The 17,381-nt window shown below is 42.2% G+C and carries 14 protein-coding genes and 1 tRNA gene; 5 read left to right on the forward strand and 10 right to left on the reverse strand.

What is annotated here, in order from left to right; translation table 11 throughout:
* Nucleotides 1–15: 15 nt before the first annotated feature.
* A complete protein-coding gene (locus ACM0OY_RS11190) occupies nucleotides 16–1,530 on the reverse strand; it encodes a phenylacetate--CoA ligase family protein (protein ID WP_414568927.1) in 1,515 nt (504 codons plus the stop codon).
* Between the two features lie 367 nt (nucleotides 1,531–1,897).
* Between ACM0OY_RS11190 and ACM0OY_RS11195 the strand changes: the two genes are divergently transcribed.
* Together ACM0OY_RS11195 and ACM0OY_RS11200 are read left to right on the forward strand one after the other, a co-directional pair.
* Nucleotides 1,898–3,595, forward strand: a complete 1,698-nt coding sequence (locus ACM0OY_RS11195; protein ID WP_414568928.1) for a protein kinase domain-containing protein — start codon at nucleotides 1,898–1,900, stop codon at nucleotides 3,593–3,595.
* A 56-nt stretch (nucleotides 3,596–3,651) separates the two neighbouring features.
* On the forward strand, nucleotides 3,652–5,850 hold the full coding sequence (locus tag ACM0OY_RS11200) for a protein kinase domain-containing protein (protein ID WP_414568929.1): 2,199 nt from the start codon (nucleotides 3,652–3,654) through the stop codon (nucleotides 5,848–5,850).
* Between the two features lie 128 nt (nucleotides 5,851–5,978).
* Here ACM0OY_RS11200 and ACM0OY_RS11205 read toward each other — a convergent pair whose 3' ends face one another.
* Nucleotides 5,979–7,412: a vWA domain-containing protein gene (locus ACM0OY_RS11205; protein WP_414568930.1), complete on the reverse strand. Its 1,434-nt coding sequence runs from the start codon at nucleotides 7,410–7,412 to the stop codon at nucleotides 5,979–5,981.
* A 43-nt stretch (nucleotides 7,413–7,455) separates the two neighbouring features.
* Between ACM0OY_RS11205 and ACM0OY_RS11210 the strand changes: the two genes are divergently transcribed.
* Entirely contained in the window at nucleotides 7,456–7,593 is a 138-nt protein-coding gene (locus ACM0OY_RS11210; RefSeq protein WP_414568931.1) for a hypothetical protein, read from the forward strand.
* 38 nt (nucleotides 7,594–7,631) lie between these two features.
* On the opposite strand, the gene rplL is transcribed toward ACM0OY_RS11210, so the two are convergent.
* The 4 genes from rplL to ACM0OY_RS11230 form a co-directional block, all read right to left on the reverse strand.
* Complete coding sequence (rplL, locus tag ACM0OY_RS11215) at nucleotides 7,632–8,012, reverse strand: 50S ribosomal protein L7/L12 (protein WP_414568932.1); 381 nt, start codon at nucleotides 8,010–8,012, stop codon at nucleotides 7,632–7,634.
* Between the two features lie 139 nt (nucleotides 8,013–8,151).
* Nucleotides 8,152–8,221, reverse strand: a tRNA-Leu gene (locus tag ACM0OY_RS11220).
* 259 nt (nucleotides 8,222–8,480) lie between these two features.
* Nucleotides 8,481–8,981 carry a hypothetical protein gene (locus ACM0OY_RS11225; protein WP_414568933.1) on the reverse strand — a complete coding sequence of 167 codons (501 nt, stop codon included), beginning with the start codon at nucleotides 8,979–8,981 and terminating at the stop codon, nucleotides 8,481–8,483.
* A 483-nt stretch (nucleotides 8,982–9,464) separates the two neighbouring features.
* Nucleotides 9,465–9,665 carry a hypothetical protein gene (locus tag ACM0OY_RS11230; protein WP_414568934.1) on the reverse strand — a complete coding sequence of 67 codons (201 nt, stop codon included), beginning with the start codon at nucleotides 9,663–9,665 and terminating at the stop codon, nucleotides 9,465–9,467.
* 813 nt (nucleotides 9,666–10,478) lie between these two features.
* Here ACM0OY_RS11230 and ACM0OY_RS11235 point away from each other — a divergent pair.
* Entirely contained in the window at nucleotides 10,479–10,862 is a 384-nt protein-coding gene (locus tag ACM0OY_RS11235) for a CVNH domain-containing protein (protein ID WP_414568935.1), read from the forward strand.
* A gap of 192 nt (nucleotides 10,863–11,054) precedes the next feature.
* Entirely contained in the window at nucleotides 11,055–11,321 is a 267-nt protein-coding gene (locus ACM0OY_RS11240; RefSeq protein ID WP_414568936.1) for a hypothetical protein, read from the forward strand.
* Nucleotides 11,322–11,426: 105 nt separating this feature from the next.
* On the opposite strand, the gene ACM0OY_RS11245 is transcribed toward ACM0OY_RS11240, so the two are convergent.
* The 4 genes from ACM0OY_RS11245 to ACM0OY_RS11260 form a co-directional block, all read right to left on the reverse strand.
* Entirely contained in the window at nucleotides 11,427–13,040 is a 1,614-nt protein-coding gene (locus ACM0OY_RS11245) for an NAD(P)H-quinone oxidoreductase subunit 4 (protein WP_414568982.1), read from the reverse strand.
* A 248-nt stretch (nucleotides 13,041–13,288) separates the two neighbouring features.
* Nucleotides 13,289–13,798, reverse strand: coding sequence for a hypothetical protein (locus ACM0OY_RS11250; protein ID WP_414568937.1), 510 nt, complete (start codon nucleotides 13,796–13,798; stop codon nucleotides 13,289–13,291).
* Between the two features lie 169 nt (nucleotides 13,799–13,967).
* A complete protein-coding gene (gene thrB / locus ACM0OY_RS11255; RefSeq protein WP_414568938.1) occupies nucleotides 13,968–14,879 on the reverse strand; it encodes a homoserine kinase in 912 nt (303 codons plus the stop codon).
* 215 nt (nucleotides 14,880–15,094) lie between these two features.
* Nucleotides 15,095–16,921, reverse strand: a complete 1,827-nt coding sequence (locus tag ACM0OY_RS11260) for a lipoxygenase family protein (RefSeq protein ID WP_414568939.1) — start codon at nucleotides 16,919–16,921, stop codon at nucleotides 15,095–15,097.
* Nucleotides 16,922–17,381 lie beyond the last annotated feature (460 nt).

Genomic DNA, 17,381 nt, shown 5'->3' on the forward strand with positions numbered 1-17,381 from the left:
TTGTATTTGATTCATCTATTTACGCGTATACCGATGTTTCACCCCAACTGGGAAATATTCAGCATCCCCCATTGCCGCTAATGCAACTTGTGGTGTTTGATATTCTGCGGGAACATAATTAGCAAACTCGCTATTTAGCCGTAGCAGTTGTGAAAGAATAGAAGATGCGATCGCTTCTCTTTGATCTTCACTACCCTCAACCCCTGGCGCTAATTCCACAACCACAGATAAAAATCGATTTTTGTCTGCATCTTCCTTCACCTGCAACACAAATTTACCTGTCACCCATTCTTGAATTCCTGGTTGTTCCAATCCCACTGTCACATTTTCTGGATAGATGTTTGCGCCAAAGTAAGAAACTGTAAAGTTAGAACGCCCGAAGACATAAACGAAAGGTAATGAGTGAACACCTCTGGCTGAATTCTGACTCTCATTCTGTAACTCTGCAACAGGATCGAATCCCCATTCTGCTAAAAATTGCAGCATGGCATCATAACTAATGATACCGCCAGTATCCAAGATGTCATAACGCACCAATGGAACACCGTTATCTCCAGAAAACAGCAATGCACCATCTTGAACTTCAAAAAAGCGGCTGCAAGGATCGTACTGTACTAATGTGGGTAAACGCGATTCACCAAACAAAGCCCTAGCTGCATCGGGATTTTCTGCCAAAAAACGACGAATGCAAATACTTAACGGGGTTTCATTGCCCAAAACTCCTGCATCCGCAGTGCCGTAAAGCGATGCAAAATCATAGCAGGGATTTTGCGAACCAACTCGTTTACCAACTAAACTCCGCCATTCTTCGCTGAATACTTCTCCCGCCATGACAAATTTAATCTGATATTCCTGCCACTCCACACCACGAGCAATTCCAGTATCAATGACATCTTTCAAAAATGGCGGGTATCCCAAAAGTACCACTTGCTCGAAAGCAGAACCTAATTCTTGCACAACTCGCAATATTTCTTCTTTGTTGTTACCTGGAGTAATTACAGTCAGGGGATAACCTTTACTAGCAAGATAGCGACAGCAATTGGTGGTGAACATTCCACCTACCCAAGTGCCTAAAGTGAAACAAATTACAGCTAGAGTACGTCTAGCATCTGTATAAAAACTATCGTGAAAAATCTGTTCAAAACGTGTGGCGATTTGGAGTTCATCTGTGAAAAAACGAGGCCAAAATGTCGGTTTCCCACTGGAACCAGAGGAAGCGGCTATCATATCACACCCTGCCAATTGTCCGTTGCGGCACAAGTCAGCTAAAGGATAACGCAGTATATAATTTTCTTTAGCGATCGCTGGCAGTTTTTGAAACTCCTCCAAGCTTTGAATAGTCGCAGGATTAATTGCTCTTGCTGCTAAAAAAGCCTTGTAGGCGGGTACGTTAGCCGCCACATCATGAAATAAACTCAAAGCTACTGAAGTTTGAGTGTTAAGGTGCTGTTGCAGTTGAGTTTCTAAAGGGGTAGAAAGAAAATCTTCAAATGCTTTAATTGCTCGCTGCTTTTGTGATTTCCAGTTCATGATGCTTGTTATTTATCCTGAAGTAGAGCCAACACCGTTAATTACTGCGAGTATTTATTTTAGCTTTTATCTAGTACCAGTAAAATCCCATTAAGAAGGGTGTGGGGAATAGTACTTGGTTAATAATTTTGAACTCAGAATCTGGTTTTGATAAAAGGGTAAAAATTTTTCTTTGCATTACCCTTGCCCTTTTACTTTTAACCGAAAAATAATGTTAGTATATAAATATACAAAAATATTGTTCTTTATATTAATCTACATTCCTGACGATAGGAACATCCTACCCCCAAGGTTTGGTAAGATATCCGAAAATAAGAGTATACCTGTTGTAGTCATTCAATAAAATCTTAATTTATCCTTGGGCACCATGCAGGTCTATTGCAGCAAACAACACACAAACGATAATGGTAACCGCTTTTGTATCCTTTGCGGTGAACCATTACCTCTTGCTGTGGGACAGGTTATAGATAATCGCTATCAAATCATACGTCAACTAGGTCAAGGTGGCTTTGGACGCACTTATTTGGCGGAGGATAAAAAGAAATCGCATCAAACCTGTGTGCTGAAGGAATTTGCACCCCAAGTACAAGAAAAACAAGATTTACAAAAAGCCAAAGAGTTATTTGAACGAGAAGCCAATGTCCTCAAAAAACTCCAGCATTCTCAAATTCCGCGTTTTCACAGTTCGCTACAAGTGAAAATAGGTACTAAAGATTTTTTCTTTTTAGTCCAAGATTATGTAGATGGCGACAATTTTGACCAATTATTAGAACAGCGTCGCAGTCAAGGAAAAGCCTTTAGTGAAGAGGAAATAATTACCCTACTGCAACAAATTTTACCCGTATTATCCTACATTCACTCACGGGATGTAGTTCACCGCGATATCTCTCCCGATAACTTGATTTGGCGGCGTTCTGATAATCTGCCAGTGTTGATTGATTTTGGTGGCGTCAAACAGTTGCCAGCTTCTCAAGGTTTTTGGCGTACTCAGCTGGTTGGAAATAACACTTTGCTTGGTAAAAAAGGTTATGCTCCAGAGGAACAGCTACGCCAAGGAAAAGCATTTTTTAGTAGTGATTTATACTCTTTAGCTGTAACTGCATTAGTGTTACTAACGGGGCAAGAACCGCAAAAATTATACGATAGCTATCAGGGAATTTGGTACTGGGGCAAGCAAATCCAAGTCAGTCCCAAACTAGAGTCTGTGTTAAAAAAGATGCTGGCTTATAAACCGAGCGATCGCTATCAACGAGCCGAGCAGATCCTCAAAGATTTACCATCGCTCAATGCAACTAAACCTCCAGCAAATTATATTACCAAGATTAAAACGATGGTAGTTGCTCCTGGAAAACAACGCGCCAGCGCTATTATCAGTAGATTCCAAAACAGAACCCAAGCAATCGCTAAACCGGCATCTTTCCCTGTTTGGATTCGTCCTTTTGTGATGAGTCTTGGTGGTACAGCTTTAGTCGTCTTAACTGGTGCAGGTGCTTGGGCAGTGGTAAACGCAGTCATTCGCGGCGTATCTTCAATTACCATACCATCTATATCTTTACCGCAAATTCCCCAATTACCCAATCCTAGCAGTCAACCAGTCAGCGATCGCGGCACAAGTGGCAACCTCCAAGAAATTATCAGTCGCCGCCAAAAGCTACAAATTAGCGAAGGATTTTTTACTCGCTTCGTAGATGATATTTTTTATACAAAAAATTCCCAGTTAAAGGGGCGTAGCCTCTCCTCAAAACCTGAAGATGCTCGTTTACGAGATGAGTGGTACCGCCTCGCTGACCAGTTTTTGAATAAAGTAGAACAAGCTAATCTCAGTACAGCAGCACGTCGCAAACTAGGAACTTACACTACACAAGATTATGAAAGATGGAGACGACAAGCGCGAGCTGGAGAATTCGGAGACTATACAATTGATCGGTTGAACAAAGAAACAAATGAAAAATTTGATCGCTTGTTTCCTGACCAAGACCGTGGGAAACTCAATCAGCAAACTTTCGGTCAAATTTGGTATGCGATGGCAGCCGATCGAATTGATAAAGTAAAATCTGGCAATTAACGTGACTGGGAACGCAAAGACGCGGAGAATGACTAATGACTAATGACTAATGACTAATGACTAAATTATATTGTTCTAAAGGACATGAAAATTCCCCAGGTAGTCGCTTTTGTCTTCAGTGTGGTGAGAAGTTGGATACGCCTATGAGTTATGGTATACAAGCAGGATTAACTTTAGGCGATCGCTATGTGATTGTGCGTCAACTCGGTCAAGGTGGCTTTGGACGCACTTATTTAGCTGAAGATGTTAACCGCTTCCGCGAACTTTGTGTTTTAAAAGAATTTTCTCCCCAAGTCCAAACCGCTTACGTTGTCGAAAAAGCTGAAGAACTTTTTCAAAGAGAAGCAAGTGTTCTCTATCGGCTACAACATCCCCAAATTCCCCGCTTCCGAGAACTGCTTCGCACTAACTTACAGGGCAGAGAATATCTGTTTTTGGTGCAAGATTATGTAGAAGGGGAAACTTACAACTCTTTATTAAATACCCGGACAAAGCAAGGTTTACGCTTTACAGAAGCCGAAGTCCGCCAATTGTTGCAGCAAATTTTACCAGTGTTGGAGTACATCCACTCAATAGGCGTAATTCATCGAGATATTTCTCCAGATAACTTAATACTTCGCACTTTTGACCAACTACCAGTATTAATTGATTTTGGCGGTGTTAAACAAGTAGTAGCAACTGTAGCTTCACAATATTACCAACCCGGCGCAGTCGCTTCTTCCCCATCACCAACCCTATTAGGTAAAGTAGGATTTGCTCCCCCAGAACAGATGCAAACTGGGTTGGTGTCTCCCCACAGTGACTTGTATGCCTTAGCTGCCACAATGTTGGTTTTACTGACAGGGAAACTACCACAAGAATTGATTGATAGTTATAATTTAACCTGGCAATGGCGACGAGAAGTTAGCCTGAGTCCTCTTTTAGGACAAGTATTAGATAAAATGCTAGCTGCCAGACCAGGCGATCGCTATCAATCAGTCCGTCAAGTACTCGAAGCCCTCAACTCGCCCCCAGTGAGCTATCCCGCGACTCAATACCCCACTCCCGCCCCGCCAGAACCCACATCCGCCACCGTCGCCATCTCCCCTCCTCCCCCATCTCCCCATCTCTTGGTAGGTGAGCAAAGCCGAACCGCATCTCCCCCATCTCCTCAGCCCACAAGTTCCTGGACACCAACCAAAACCTTCCTAGCAGCACTGGCAGCAGTTACTACAGCTGGATTAATTTTCTGGGGAGTGAGTAGCAACCGCAATGGAGGGAAAGGTGAACCTAGCCCCACACCCAGCCCAATCCCAACCAGTAACCAGCCAGTCGATCCCTTAGCGGAATACTCACCAGCCGAACGTCAGCGTAAACAACAATTAAGCGATCGCCGTCAACAGTTGGGCATTGACGAGAAGTTTTACATTAACTTAGTGAATCAAGTTTTTTGGGACAGAAATCCCAGTTTACGCGGACGGACTCTTAGCAACGGTTCCGAAGATGAGAGTTTGCGGGCAGAATGGGATAAAACAGCATCAGAATTGCTGGAAAAGCTAGCACCACTGAGTTCAAATACACGTCGGCAATTAGGAACTTATACAACTGCTGAACGCGATCGCTGGAAAGTCGAAGTCAACCGCATCAATGTTGGTAGCCGTTCTTTGTACGATTTGGGAGATGCAGCTTTTTTAAGTGTATTCCCTGAGCAACGCGATAAAAACTTTGCAGAACAGCCCATTGGACAAGTTTGGTACGGATTTGTGAGTGATAAACTCAGTGCGATCCTCGCTGGTAGTGCTTTCCAGAAACTTGGCTTTGATCCTGGTGCGATCGGCAAAACAGTCAGTGGTACTCTGCAACCTGGTGGTGGTAAAGTTTTCATTGCTGAACTTGCCAAAGAGCAATCTTTAGAATTAAAGCTACAAGCGAATTCCCAAGTTTTGTTATCAGTTTATTCACCCTCTGGCAAAATCAAACTTTTAGAAGATTCTACCCGGCGGACTTTATCAAATAAGTTACCAGAAAACGGTTTTTATGAGTTTGTCGTTGTTTCCACAGCATCCAAACCAGTAGACTATCAACTCACCATTACAACCCAAACTCCCACTCCACCTGCATCTCCGACACCAACGCCTACAGAAACACCCACAGCGACACCAACTCCAACTCCGACGCCAACTCCAACGCCAACGCCAACGCCAACTCCCACAGAGACCCCCACACCTGAACCTACACCTACGCCTAGTGCTGAGGTGACGCCCGAAAGTAATTAAGATAGGACTTAATAAATAACAGTAATAATGCGTAAATAAGCCTAATTGTCAGGATTGAAAAATCTCTAGTGTAAACTGACAAAATATCAGGATGCGTTAGAAATAAGTATGACGCACCCTGATGTACTTTACTTATCGTCTCGCACAGGCAACGGCATGTCCAGAATCTCCATCAGCAAATCCAGACGAGAGGGACGCGTTAGGAGTGGGACAAGGTTTGGCAAGCTGTAGTAGTCACCCTCAAAGGTGAAAGTATCCACAGGTGCTTGCTGCTGCTTGAGTTGACTCTCCACCCAGTTGTAATGAGTACCCACACGGACAATCACCACATTAGGCATGACTGCAAACTCTCGGCAATAGGTCTTGTAGACTTCACCGAAGTAAGGAGCTGCATTTTCGCCTTCATCCGTCACCAGAATAATCTGGTCAACAACCTGCTTCTTCTTCCGCATTGCTTCCAACGCAGAACCGATACTAGTACCACCACCTGCGTTGATGTGCTGAAAAGCACGCTCCCAGTCGGTTAACTCGTTGCCCTTTGCCGTGACAGCGTAAGGAATGGTGTCGAAGGCGTAGACAAACAGTTCTGCTTGAGTGATACCAGAGATGAGGGCAGCGAGTTGCTTACCGATCGCGATCGCATTCTCCATTGAACCAGACTTATCTACCAGTAAGGCAGTTGGACGAGCGATCGCACCACGTCGTTTCACCTGTTCGTTGGTCACTTTTTCCAAACGTGCAACGGTGTCTGCATCGAAATCTGCGGTGTCTGCGGCAATCTGGGCTTTGAATGCTGCAACACGCCCACTCTTAGATGCTTCTTCCAGCTTAGAATCAATCAGCTTTTTGACTTGTGGGTGATCCATTGCACCTCTAGCTTGGAGTGACTTGAGGTTATTAATCGCTTCCTGGGGAGACATGCTGTTGATTAACGCCACCAGCACAACCGGTGTGAGTTGTTTGATTGTACCGATCGCGATCGTATAGGGAATATTGAACTCCACAATCAGCCGCGCTTGTTCTGCGGCACTTTCCGCTTTAGCAAGCCGCTTGAGGATATCTGCTAACGAACCCTCTGGAGGAGTATCACGGAACAGAATCGCATTTGCTCGTTCATTTGGTTTGATGTGCAGCGAAGCATAGAGGTGCTTCATTGCCTTACGACCCCGCAGCGCAGCGCGATCGAACAAAGCGGGATTGCTTTCCCGTGTCTTCAAGTAACGCCGCACAGCAGTCCGAGCCGAACGAGGCAGTTTATTTTGCTGCTGCTTCATAAAGTCCACTACACGCGCCACTTGATAAGGTGGAAACTCTTGCAGCATGATAAATCCGGCGTCGCGGTGTTCAACCAAATTGCTAGTTAGCAAGTGAGCAACAAACACTTCCTTATGGTCGCGGACATCACCATGACGCTGATACCAGACTGCCAGGTGTCCGTAGAAAATAGGATCGAGTTCAACAATTAACTTGTGAATTTCTGCGACTTGCTCAAGTTTGCGGTGAGGGGTTGTCAGCAAACTGTTGAGCATTTCCAAGCGCAGGTCACGTTCTGCGGTATTCATAATAACCTCCTCTAATTGTGATGCATGAGGAGGCAGATGTTGTATGCGGGGCGATCAAGTCACCGCGCAAGTTGTAGAAGCATTGTGTATAACTTATTCAGAGTTATGTAAGCTTCTGCGATCGGGGCGCGACAACAACTGCCAAGGTATTGGGTATTGGGGATTGGGGATTGGAAAATAGGATTTTTAATCTATCTTAATTCCCCAGTCCCCATCCTCTTACGTCAGAGAAACAACTGCTCCTCTTTCCTCTAGCTGTTGCTTGAGAATTTCAGCTGCTTCTTGGTTCATTCCTGTCTGAACTACTTGAGGCAGAGATTCCACAAAGTCTTTTGCTTCTTTGAGTCCCAGCCCAGTCACCGTCCGGATGACCTTGAGTAAGGCAATCTTTTTCTCTGCTGGAATCGATACCAACAAGACATGAAATTCCGTTTGAATCTGCGGTTGAGTTTCATCCTCATCTCGCTTGTCAATCTGAAGGAATTTAGGCGTGGATATATCGACATTGAAAGTTGCTTCAATTTGCTTTACTAATTGAGCGGTTTCACTAACATTTAGAGACTTGATTTGTTCTAAAATTTCTAAACTTTTCACAGTCATTGCAGTCTCCAATCATACCAGATTAGAATAATCAATATTATTTTTAATTCAATCAAGCAGGTTTGTAATTAAGACTTTTAATCCAAAATCTAAAATCCAAAATTGGATCACTTCGTGCAAGTTGAAAAAGCTGTTGATTCACACACGGGATTTGAACCCGTAGTTGCTTGATCTTGATTCAAGTGCCTTACCAATTCGGCTAGTATGTAAGCTTTCTCGGTTAGGGCACGAAGTGAAAATTTTAGTTCTGATAAATTTGATTTAAAATAAATCGAATTTCTTTCTTACTACACTGCCGTTTACTAACAGCGTAAATTCTTCTACCTTTATGCAATAACGCGGCATAATGGTGAATGAAACCTTTAAGAACATCTGTGACATAATTAGTTGGTGGCGGTGGAAAATCCTCAAAGGTAATTAGATACCAAATATCATTCAGTTTGTGATATTGATGATATTCATCAACAATCAGAACATCAATTTGCTCTGAGTTTTGCTCCTGCTTTCGAGGCTTTTTTCGATTGCACAAAGTATTCCAGTCTGAGGATGAATGTAAAAGCGATCGCCATAGCCTCGATCTAACTGATATCGATAACCTTGGTAAGACTTTCTATAGACATTACCATCAGTTATTTCCACATGCCGTTCAACGTAGTCCCAAAGATGACCAATAACATGTTGTCCTGCCATTGTTTTGGTATCTAATCGTTGACACAGTTCGCTATAAACGTCATTCCACGGCTGTCCAACTTTTGAGCGCAAAAACCGACGCAAGGGGCCGAGATGATCTGAAAGATGTTTCGATTTGTTTCTTGGTTTAATCAGGTAGGGATTTAATAATCCGTCATCACTCGCTTCTTTAGTGAGTTTGTCTAATTGCTTTTTAAAACCAGACAATTTTTTGAGGCTAATTCTCCTACCACCACGAGGACGCTCAATCACAATTTCGCTCAAACGATGTTCGCTCATATCTCATATTGTTTAAATATAGTTCTACCGATCGAGTTTTGATTAAACATAAGTTTGCGAACATCATTGAACTCACCTCCAAATTAATAATCGAGTCAGGGTTGATAGATAAATACAATTTAAATAATAGGAATTCCGCACAAGTTAGCAAAGCAATTTTCACAGTTGCCTTTACCAATTTGGCTACGCTCCCATAAGTGGAAGCGACAGGAATCGAACCTGTATATCCGTTGCCGGATAGTAGTGTGTAGGCTTTACAAGTTAGGGCGCGGAATTAATTCTTAAATAAAACCGTGCAAGTTTAAGAAGCTTTTTACAGCTTACGGCCGCTCTTACCAACTATTGGCAGTGGGCACGTATGGTAAATCTGCGAGAGATTTATAAATCATACAACGCTTGTTCGATCGCTCGAATTTTACTACCTTAGGACCGTTATAAATGTGTATGTATGCTTCTTTTGTCAGGGCACGGAAACTAAACATTTTAACCGTAGACAGCTTCAGGACGGACGATTAAATCCCCACTGGGACGCCGATCGACTACGTAAGCAGAAAGGCGATCGCTATTTACATCTAAATGCCGCGCAACCTGTTCCTTTACTGCCATATCATTCATACTTGCTGTAATTCCCAGTTGTGTTTCTACAATATCAACAGAACGTCCTTCAAATCGAATATGAACCATCACAATCACCTCTTTTGTAATTACGAATTACGAATTATTTAGTGGATCTGATCGGAATTGAACCGATACCTTCCCTGTGAGAGTTGCACTCACACCTCGTACAAGTTGAAAAAGCTGTGGTAACACCGCAGGAATTGAACCTGCACTTATCGTTTTAGAGACGATCGCTCTACCTTTGAGCAAGTATGTAAGCTTTTTCTGTCAGGGCACAAGTGAATCCGGGCGCTCTACCATTAGAGTTACAGACCCAAGTTTGCGAAAATTAATAGAAATTATTCTTTTCTTTTTTTTGCCTTTTAACTTTTGTACAGACGCGATTAATCGCGTCTCTACTTTTGCCTTGTTTGGTCAGTGGAGTCGTCGGGAATTGAACCCGAATCCTGCAACCGTCCGTTTGTTGGTTTCGGAGCAGTCGAACGCCAATCGCGACCCCAAAAGTTGTAATTAGCTATTCAGTTTTCTTGGTTCTGAGATGTTTTAGTTTTACCTCTTGGGGAGGCTTTTGTATCTATACTACATTTGTAATACATAAAATACATCGTGTCAAGGGGATACTACAAAATTTTTGGGAAAATCAGAGAACCAGCAGTATGAATCAAGAAAAAGTTTTAATTGTTACAATTTATTAGCAGGGTATTAACGGAGGTTATGAGAGTTAGCAGCCCAGGAGCATACCATTTTAAGGATTACTCCAACAGAACTAAAGTATAAAACCAGCTATAGTTAAAAAAATATTATTTTTTTGTAGAGAAAAATATAAGAGTATAAAATTTTCGCTTGGTTGGTTTAATCAATTTTGAGGAAAAACAGCTAATGTTGAAAATTTGTGTAACTTTTTTGTGTGCCATCTTCCTGAGCTTTAATATGGCGATCGCTAACGCTTGGGCAACTGGTCAATTTTCTCAAACCTGTCAGAACATTAGTGTTGAGGGTTCAACCTTAACGGCTGATTGCCAAAATGCGGATGGATATACTGTTTCTACAACTACTATCGACTTAAATCCATATATCAGCAATCTGGATGGAACCTTAAGTTGGGATGGAGATAAATTTGCTCTCACCTGCGACAATATTGGTTTAGCTGGTAGAAACAGACTCCGTGCTGAATGCGAAAGAGCAGACGGAGAAACATTAGGAACATATATCAATCTTGATGAGCATCTTGCCAATATTGACGGTCAGCTAAAGTTTGAATAATTTAGAACAGTCACGATCTTCTAATCCCAAATTGGAAAAAGAAGTATTAGGGACTTCCAACCCATCAATTATCCAATCTTGTGGGGTAAGTATCTTATCCGCCCTTTATTGCAGGCAGCCGAGACGCCCACCCCACAATTAGTAATTGGATAATCTCAGGGTGCAATCTACTTGAAAAAAGGCAGAATATATATGTCAGACCAGTTTACGTTTACCGTCACCAATAATACCGATCTAGCAATTACAGAGTTATGGGCATCTCTTGATGATGATGAATGGTCTCAATTTACCCTTTCTGAAGAAGGGATTCCCGTCGGTGAAGCAGTAACAATTGCTTGGGCAGAATATACGAATGATTCGCCCTGTGAATGGTACATCTCTGCTGTATTTGAAGATGAATCAGAAAGTGAGTCAGCCTTATTTAACTTCTGTGAAGAACCAGATCTAGTATTTGGATAAATTTCCTTGCAGTAATGCCAAAATTTTAGGGGTGGTTATACAACCACCCCTTTATTCCCCTCATAATTAGAATTTAATTCCAGCACCCTTTGTAGGATGTATATTTTACTTTGAAATATTAACTAAATTTTCAATTTGAGAACTAGCCAAGGTTGGTGCTGTAAAAATACGTGAGTAGAGACTTGATGGTTGTTGATGAGCAACAACTGGTAGAACTTGGCGAGCATGGGCGGCTAACTCTACTGCCTTGACATCATAAGTCTGCGTTACCAACTTGGGATAGAACCCGATACCAATGATTGGTAGCAATAAACAAGCGGTAATGAACAGTTCGCGGGGTTTGACATCAGATATTACAGCATCCAAGTGTAAGTCTTTGTTTTGGTTACCGTAGAACACTTGACGCAGCATCGACAGTAAGTAAATTGGTGTCAAAATCACGCCAACTGCTGATAGCAGCACCACTACAACTTTGAAGCTAGAACTGTAAACATCACTGGTGGCGATACCTAGAAATACCATCAACTCACCAACGAAGCCACTCATTCCTGGTAAAGCGAGAGAAGCCATTGAGCCAGCGGTAAACAGAGCAAAAGTTTTGGGCATTACCTTCGCTATTCCACCCATTTTATCCATCATCAAGGTGTGGGTGCGATCGTAAGTGACACCGGATAAGAAGAACAAGCTAGCAGCAATCAAACCGTGAGAAACCATTTGTAGTACAGCGCCGCTGATGCCAAGTTCTGTGTAGGAGGCAATTCCAATCAGCACAAACCCCATGTGGGCAATTGAAGAATAAGCCAAACGACGCTTGAGATTGGTTTGAGCAAAGGCACAGCAAGCACCGTAGACAATGTTAACTACACCTAAAATCGCCAGCACTGGAGCAAAGTAAACATGAGCATTAGGCAGCATCTCAACATTGATGCGGATGAGAGCGTAACCACCCATTTTCAACAACACACCAGCTAATATCATGGAACCAGGTGCTGATGCTTCACCGTGAGCATCGGGTAGCCAAGTGTGCAAGGGGAAAATTGGCAGTTTTACACCAAAGGCAATCAAGAAACCCGCGTAGACTAATAGTTCAAGAGCTTTGGGATATTCTTTCATTCCCAGAGTCGCCATATCAAAGGTGACTGTATCTCCTGAGAAGACAAGTGCAAAACCCGCTACCAAAATGAATATTGAAGCAGCAGCGGTGTAAAGAATGAATTTAGTAGCTGCATAGCGACGGTTTTGTCCTCCCCAAATGGAAATCAGCAGGTAAACCGGCACTAACTCGATTTCCCACATCAGGAAGAACAACAGCAAATCCTGAGCAACAAACACGCCAAGCTGGGCGCTGTACATCGCCAGCATCAAACCATAAAATAATCGCGGCTTGTTGGTAACTTTCCAAGCCGCGAAGATTGCGAGGGTATTGATTAAGCCTGTTAGAAGTACTAAGGGCATCGATAAACCATCAACCCCCACAGCCCAATGTAAACCTAACTGCGGTACCCAAGGATAGTTTTCTATCAGTTGGAGTGTTGAACTTTGGAAGTCGTACTTATACCAAAAGGTATAAATCATCAATGCGAAATCTGCGAAAGCAACTCCTAAACCGTACCAACGAACGGTTCTACCTTCTTTATCTGGGATTAGCGGGATGGCTAAGGCAGCCACCAAGGGCAGGGCAATTATGGCTGTTAACCAAGGAAATTCCATAGCATTCATCACTTCTGACAATCAATTTCACTTTTCGCTTTTAATTACATTATATTAAGCAATTTGTACTTTTGTAAACGCGATCGCTCTTGAAAAGATTAAATTTTAGATTTAGATAGTAATAAATACTTATCCATAGCTGCTGTTGCCCATTGTAAATGTAAAGTTTTGCAACGTCAACAAAAAACGGCGGCTAATGCCACCGTCCTAAGTTATGGTTTAGTCTGATTTTTGCTTGATGAGTGTTAGCTGAGATTTTAAACAATACGGTTGACAATCGTCCAGACTTCACCATCTGAGCGGACATAGGGAACGGAGATTGTCTTGAACCCAGTAATGAAGGGTTTGTAATAAACTTGCCAATACATAGGACTAAGCTCATCAGCGCAACGTTTGAGTAGCCTGATTTCTGTAGCTAGTTCTGCTGCGAGTTGATTAATGCGTTGAGCATGAACTTGAGCTACTTTTTTCGCTTCCTCTAACTGCTGCTGTTGGGTAAGTTGTTTTGATTCAATTTGCCAACGGGCTAATTGGGCTTGTTTTTGCTGTAGTTGCAATTCCAGCGCTGCAACTGCATCATCTATGCCCTTGAGTTCAGCAGATAATTGGGGATTTTCTCTAGCTTGGCGACGGTAAGCCTCAACCATTGCCAAAGGTGAATCATTTTCGCCAGATATTACATTATTAATAGTGAGCGCAGTGCGTTCTTGCTGGAGAGCCTGAATTTGAGACTTAAGCACCACTATTTCAGTTTGAATTTGATCCATAAGTGTGGGTGGGGACTGGGGACTGGGGGAGATGCAGTTTGGCTTCTCTGCGAGACGCACTCGCGTTCGCTCACTGACCGGGAGATGAGGAGGCAGGGGAGCAGGGAGCAGAGGGGAAAGAGGTTTCTCCCCCTGCCCCCTGCCTCTTCCCATGCCCAATGCCCATCTTCTAACTTTTTGCGCCTTGGATATCCAGAGAAAGCGATCGCACATTGGCTATAATTCCTTCTTGTTCCCAAGTACTGGACATCGCTGCTTCCACAGCTTCTGAGTGTAACTCATCCGTCAAAGCTAACAGTGTCGGACCTGCACCACTAATCACCATGCCATAAGCACCAGCTGTTACAGCTGCTAAATTGACAGCATCGTAACCAGGAATTAAAGCTTTGCGATAGGGCTGATGCAATTTATCTTGCAAAGCCGTCTTTAACCATTCTGCTTTACCAGTTTCCAAGCCACGCAATAATAAACCCAAGTGTGCAGTGTTGAAAATCGCATCTGCACGAGTGACTTCCGTTGGCAGAACCCGCCGTGCTTCTGAAGTGGAAAGTTCAAAATTAGGAATAGCTACAACTGGTATGATATCTTGATGCCAAGGAACATCACAAATTTCCCAACCTGCGCCACCGGAAGCAGCCAGCCGACATCCACCCAAAAAAGCTGGAACTACATTATCAGGATGTCCTTCCATTGCGATCGCTAATTCCATCACTTGCGACTGACTCATGGGCGAACCCTCAAGTTGATTCGCCGCAACCAACCCACCCACAATTGCAGTCGCGGAACTACCCAAACCCCTCGCTAGCGGTACACCTAGTTGAATTTCAATTTTCACCGATGGCGGTGTCTGCTCTATATGTTGATAAAATCTGATAAATGCTTGGTAGAGGAGATTGCTTTCATCAGTTTGTACTCGTTGGGCTTCTTCACCTGTAACAGTGATAATTAACCCCCCCTCTTCTACACGAGTGAACTTGAACTGATTATAAAGCTTTAAAGCTGCACCAATGCAATCAAAACCTGGCCCCAAATTAGCAGTTGTGGCGGGAACGGTAACAGTGACACCAGAAACAACAGACATCTGCAAATACTCCCTAATCAATCAACCAGCATCCCACATAAATGACCCCTAATTAGAGATAATATGCATTTGACACTGCTTGATTGCTTGGAAATTTTTTATACTAAATCCACATTATTATAGCGATTTTTAATTGGGTGTAATACAGTAGGGGCGCATAGCTATGCGCCCCTACCAAGTGTTGCATTCAAATGAGAATTGCTACGATATTTTCCCTATATAGCAATACTTTGTGCAATTCGGGAAGGGAGAAGGTAAGTGTAAGGCTGAGAAACAGATGCGTTGCGAACGGATATTTTGGTTTCGATTTCTTGAAGACTTGTTTGGAATTTCTGGAATGCCTGTTTTGCCATAGGTTCCGAGAAAGGATTTGTCAAAGTCACAAGAGATTTGCTGGAGTATGGAGGCGCTATAGTTAAAAGCTTCACAAGAACGATTTGCACAATAGATTGAAAGCGTTTTGGTAACCTTTGAGCGAGTGTTACTTTGTTTTCACTTTCAGGTTCAAATAGATCCAAGAATGGCTTATAAACAGCAAATGGGTTATTAGGAATCCATGCAGCATAGTCATATTGACCAAAATTGACGGCTGAATGCTGAGCCGTTGCCGTAAAAATAATGTTGGTAGCAATCTCAATCAAATCATCTAATGTATTCAGCTGGTTAGATTTATCAGGAGTCAACAGCCCTTTGATATTGCCATTATTGATCAGTTCCTCTTTCCAGCTTTGAAGTTGCCGATCGCCAATGATTTCTGCATCATTTTTGTAGTGCGATCGCAAAACATCGTCTACATAGTTTTTGATAGCGTCCCAGATTAATAATGCATCGTCACGATAGTAGTAATTTGGTAATTCATCAACCTGACGTGCTACCAAGTTATATGGCAAAGCTAGCTCGTAAAAATTCAATCCTTGTGCTTGATTTTCTGTTTCTCCATAGCTATGCTTTATGCCATTGTATCCTCTATTCAAAATCTCATTAGAACCGACATAACCCAATGAGGCTGTTTTATCAAATAAACGACCTCTGCCCAAGAATATATTACGAGCCATATCATTGATTGGCAAGGTGTTAAAAAAATGAGGCTTTAACAGTTGATATAAAATATGTTGCGGCGATAGTTTTCGGTTTGTACTGACTGCAAAAGGCTCAATAATTAGATGTGTGTTCAGCAAGTGGGAAAGCATCTCGTGGTAAGCAAGATCGGCACCAACTACGGCTAGCTTAGCTGCTGACCAGTGTTCCGGTAGCGAATTAGGGGTGAATATTTGCTTAATGTTCTCGTTTTTAGCGCCAGTTTTTTCCTCTAATTGTATGGCGACCGGAACAAGCTGTTTTTGGTCATCTACATAAAAAAGACAAATTGGAGACTGTAAATACCTTCCTAATTGATCTGCTAAATCAGCAGTGATAATCTTATTAAAGATTGGATAGTCTAAGATATAGAGACGGTTTTCTGCCAATGCTGATGTTAGATCGATATCCTTACCCCTAACTGGGTTAATTATTTCATTATTAACAGCAAAATTTCCGTTGGGATTAATATCTCCTGGCTGGCACTTGCGTATCATCACTGGATTCATGCCGTTCAGACGTTGGCGGCCAAATTCTATATCTGACTGCCAATTTTTAGCAACTTCTGGCTTTTGAAAAAATGTCCACGGTTTGAAAAATTCATCTAATTCTTCTAGATTATTCCACTTATTAAAATCAGAAAAAATTGTCAATAATCCTAAGTCTGCTGTGCCTGTAAAGACAATTTCACCTTTTTTAAACTTGTTCCAAAGGTAAGGAAATAAATGTATAAATTGCGCTGTAAGTAAACCTATTACACCTTTAATAGCAGTGAAAAGAAAAATGATGATTTTTCCGATGCTAAACCCTTCTCCTTTGGGAACACCTTTAACATGTCCAGGTAGATTCTCATAAGTTCGCTCCCATTGGTAACGGCTTTCTGGGTTCTGCAAATTTTTTTGATTCTTCTGATGATCGCCTAGTGCAGTGAAATCTTGATCTGTGGTTGTTTTAGAGTAATTCATTATTTAGAATTCCTGAACTCTCAACTACTAAAAAGGTAGCAAAGTGGAAACTTTAAGTATTTCAGGATTAATATGTTTTTTTTATGACTATACTTACGTATTAACTACCATAATCTTAAATTATGCTGGTTTTTCAGAGCGATTATTTAGTTGAAATTACTTAACTTGTTATGAGGTATTGTTTCGGTTTTAGCGATAATTACGCAAGATTGCGATCGCTTGGTGGCCTGACAAAATCAATCATCTTAAAGCTTTGCAATATAAATTATTCAAAAGTAACTTGGTTGTCTCACCGCTATTAAAACCAAGCCAATAGGGTGGGCAAATATTTACCCACCCTACAGGTTTAAGCGATAATTTATATGTAATTTTGTAAGATGAGCATTGCTCACCCTACTTTTGCTAGAAGTTATTGAAGTTAGCATTGGTGGAGATCGCCACTACCATTGCTCTTTTGTAC

The sequence above is a fragment of the Nostoc sp. CCY 9925 genome (assembly GCF_963920935.1).
In the GTDB taxonomy this organism is placed as follows: domain Bacteria; phylum Cyanobacteriota; class Cyanobacteriia; order Cyanobacteriales; family Nostocaceae; genus Nostoc.

Coding starts and splice junctions, on each gene's coding strand:
- ACM0OY_RS11250 (WP_414568937.1), bottom strand. CDS start 13,798: ATGGATCAAATTCAAACTGAAATAGTGGTGCTTAAGTCTCAAATTCAG.
- ACM0OY_RS11205 (WP_414568930.1), bottom strand. CDS start 7,412: ATGAATACCGCAGAACGTGACCTGCGCTTGGAAATGCTCAACAGTTTG.
- ACM0OY_RS11195 (WP_414568928.1), top strand. CDS start 1,898: ATGCAGGTCTATTGCAGCAAACAACACACAAACGATAATGGTAACCGC.
- ACM0OY_RS11240 (WP_414568936.1), top strand. CDS start 11,055: ATGTCAGACCAGTTTACGTTTACCGTCACCAATAATACCGATCTAGCA.
- ACM0OY_RS11200 (WP_414568929.1), top strand. CDS start 3,652: ATGACTAAATTATATTGTTCTAAAGGACATGAAAATTCCCCAGGTAGT.
- ACM0OY_RS11225 (WP_414568933.1), bottom strand. CDS start 8,981: ATGAGCGAACATCGTTTGAGCGAAATTGTGATTGAGCGTCCTCGTGGT.
- ACM0OY_RS11235 (WP_414568935.1), top strand. CDS start 10,479: ATGTTGAAAATTTGTGTAACTTTTTTGTGTGCCATCTTCCTGAGCTTT.
- ACM0OY_RS11260 (WP_414568939.1), bottom strand. CDS start 16,921: ATGAATTACTCTAAAACAACCACAGATCAAGATTTCACTGCACTAGGC.
- thrB (WP_414568938.1), bottom strand. CDS start 14,879: ATGTCTGTTGTTTCTGGTGTCACTGTTACCGTTCCCGCCACAACTGCT.
- ACM0OY_RS11210 (WP_414568931.1), top strand. CDS start 7,456: ATGCGGGGCGATCAAGTCACCGCGCAAGTTGTAGAAGCATTGTGTATA.
- ACM0OY_RS11190 (WP_414568927.1), bottom strand. CDS start 1,530: ATGAACTGGAAATCACAAAAGCAGCGAGCAATTAAAGCATTTGAAGAT.
- ACM0OY_RS11230 (WP_414568934.1), bottom strand. CDS start 9,665: ATGGTTCATATTCGATTTGAAGGACGTTCTGTTGATATTGTAGAAACA.
- ACM0OY_RS11245 (WP_414568982.1), bottom strand. CDS start 13,040: ATGAATGCTATGGAATTTCCTTGGTTAACAGCCATAATTGCCCTGCCC.
- rplL (WP_414568932.1), bottom strand. CDS start 8,012: ATGACTGTGAAAAGTTTAGAAATTTTAGAACAAATCAAGTCTCTAAAT.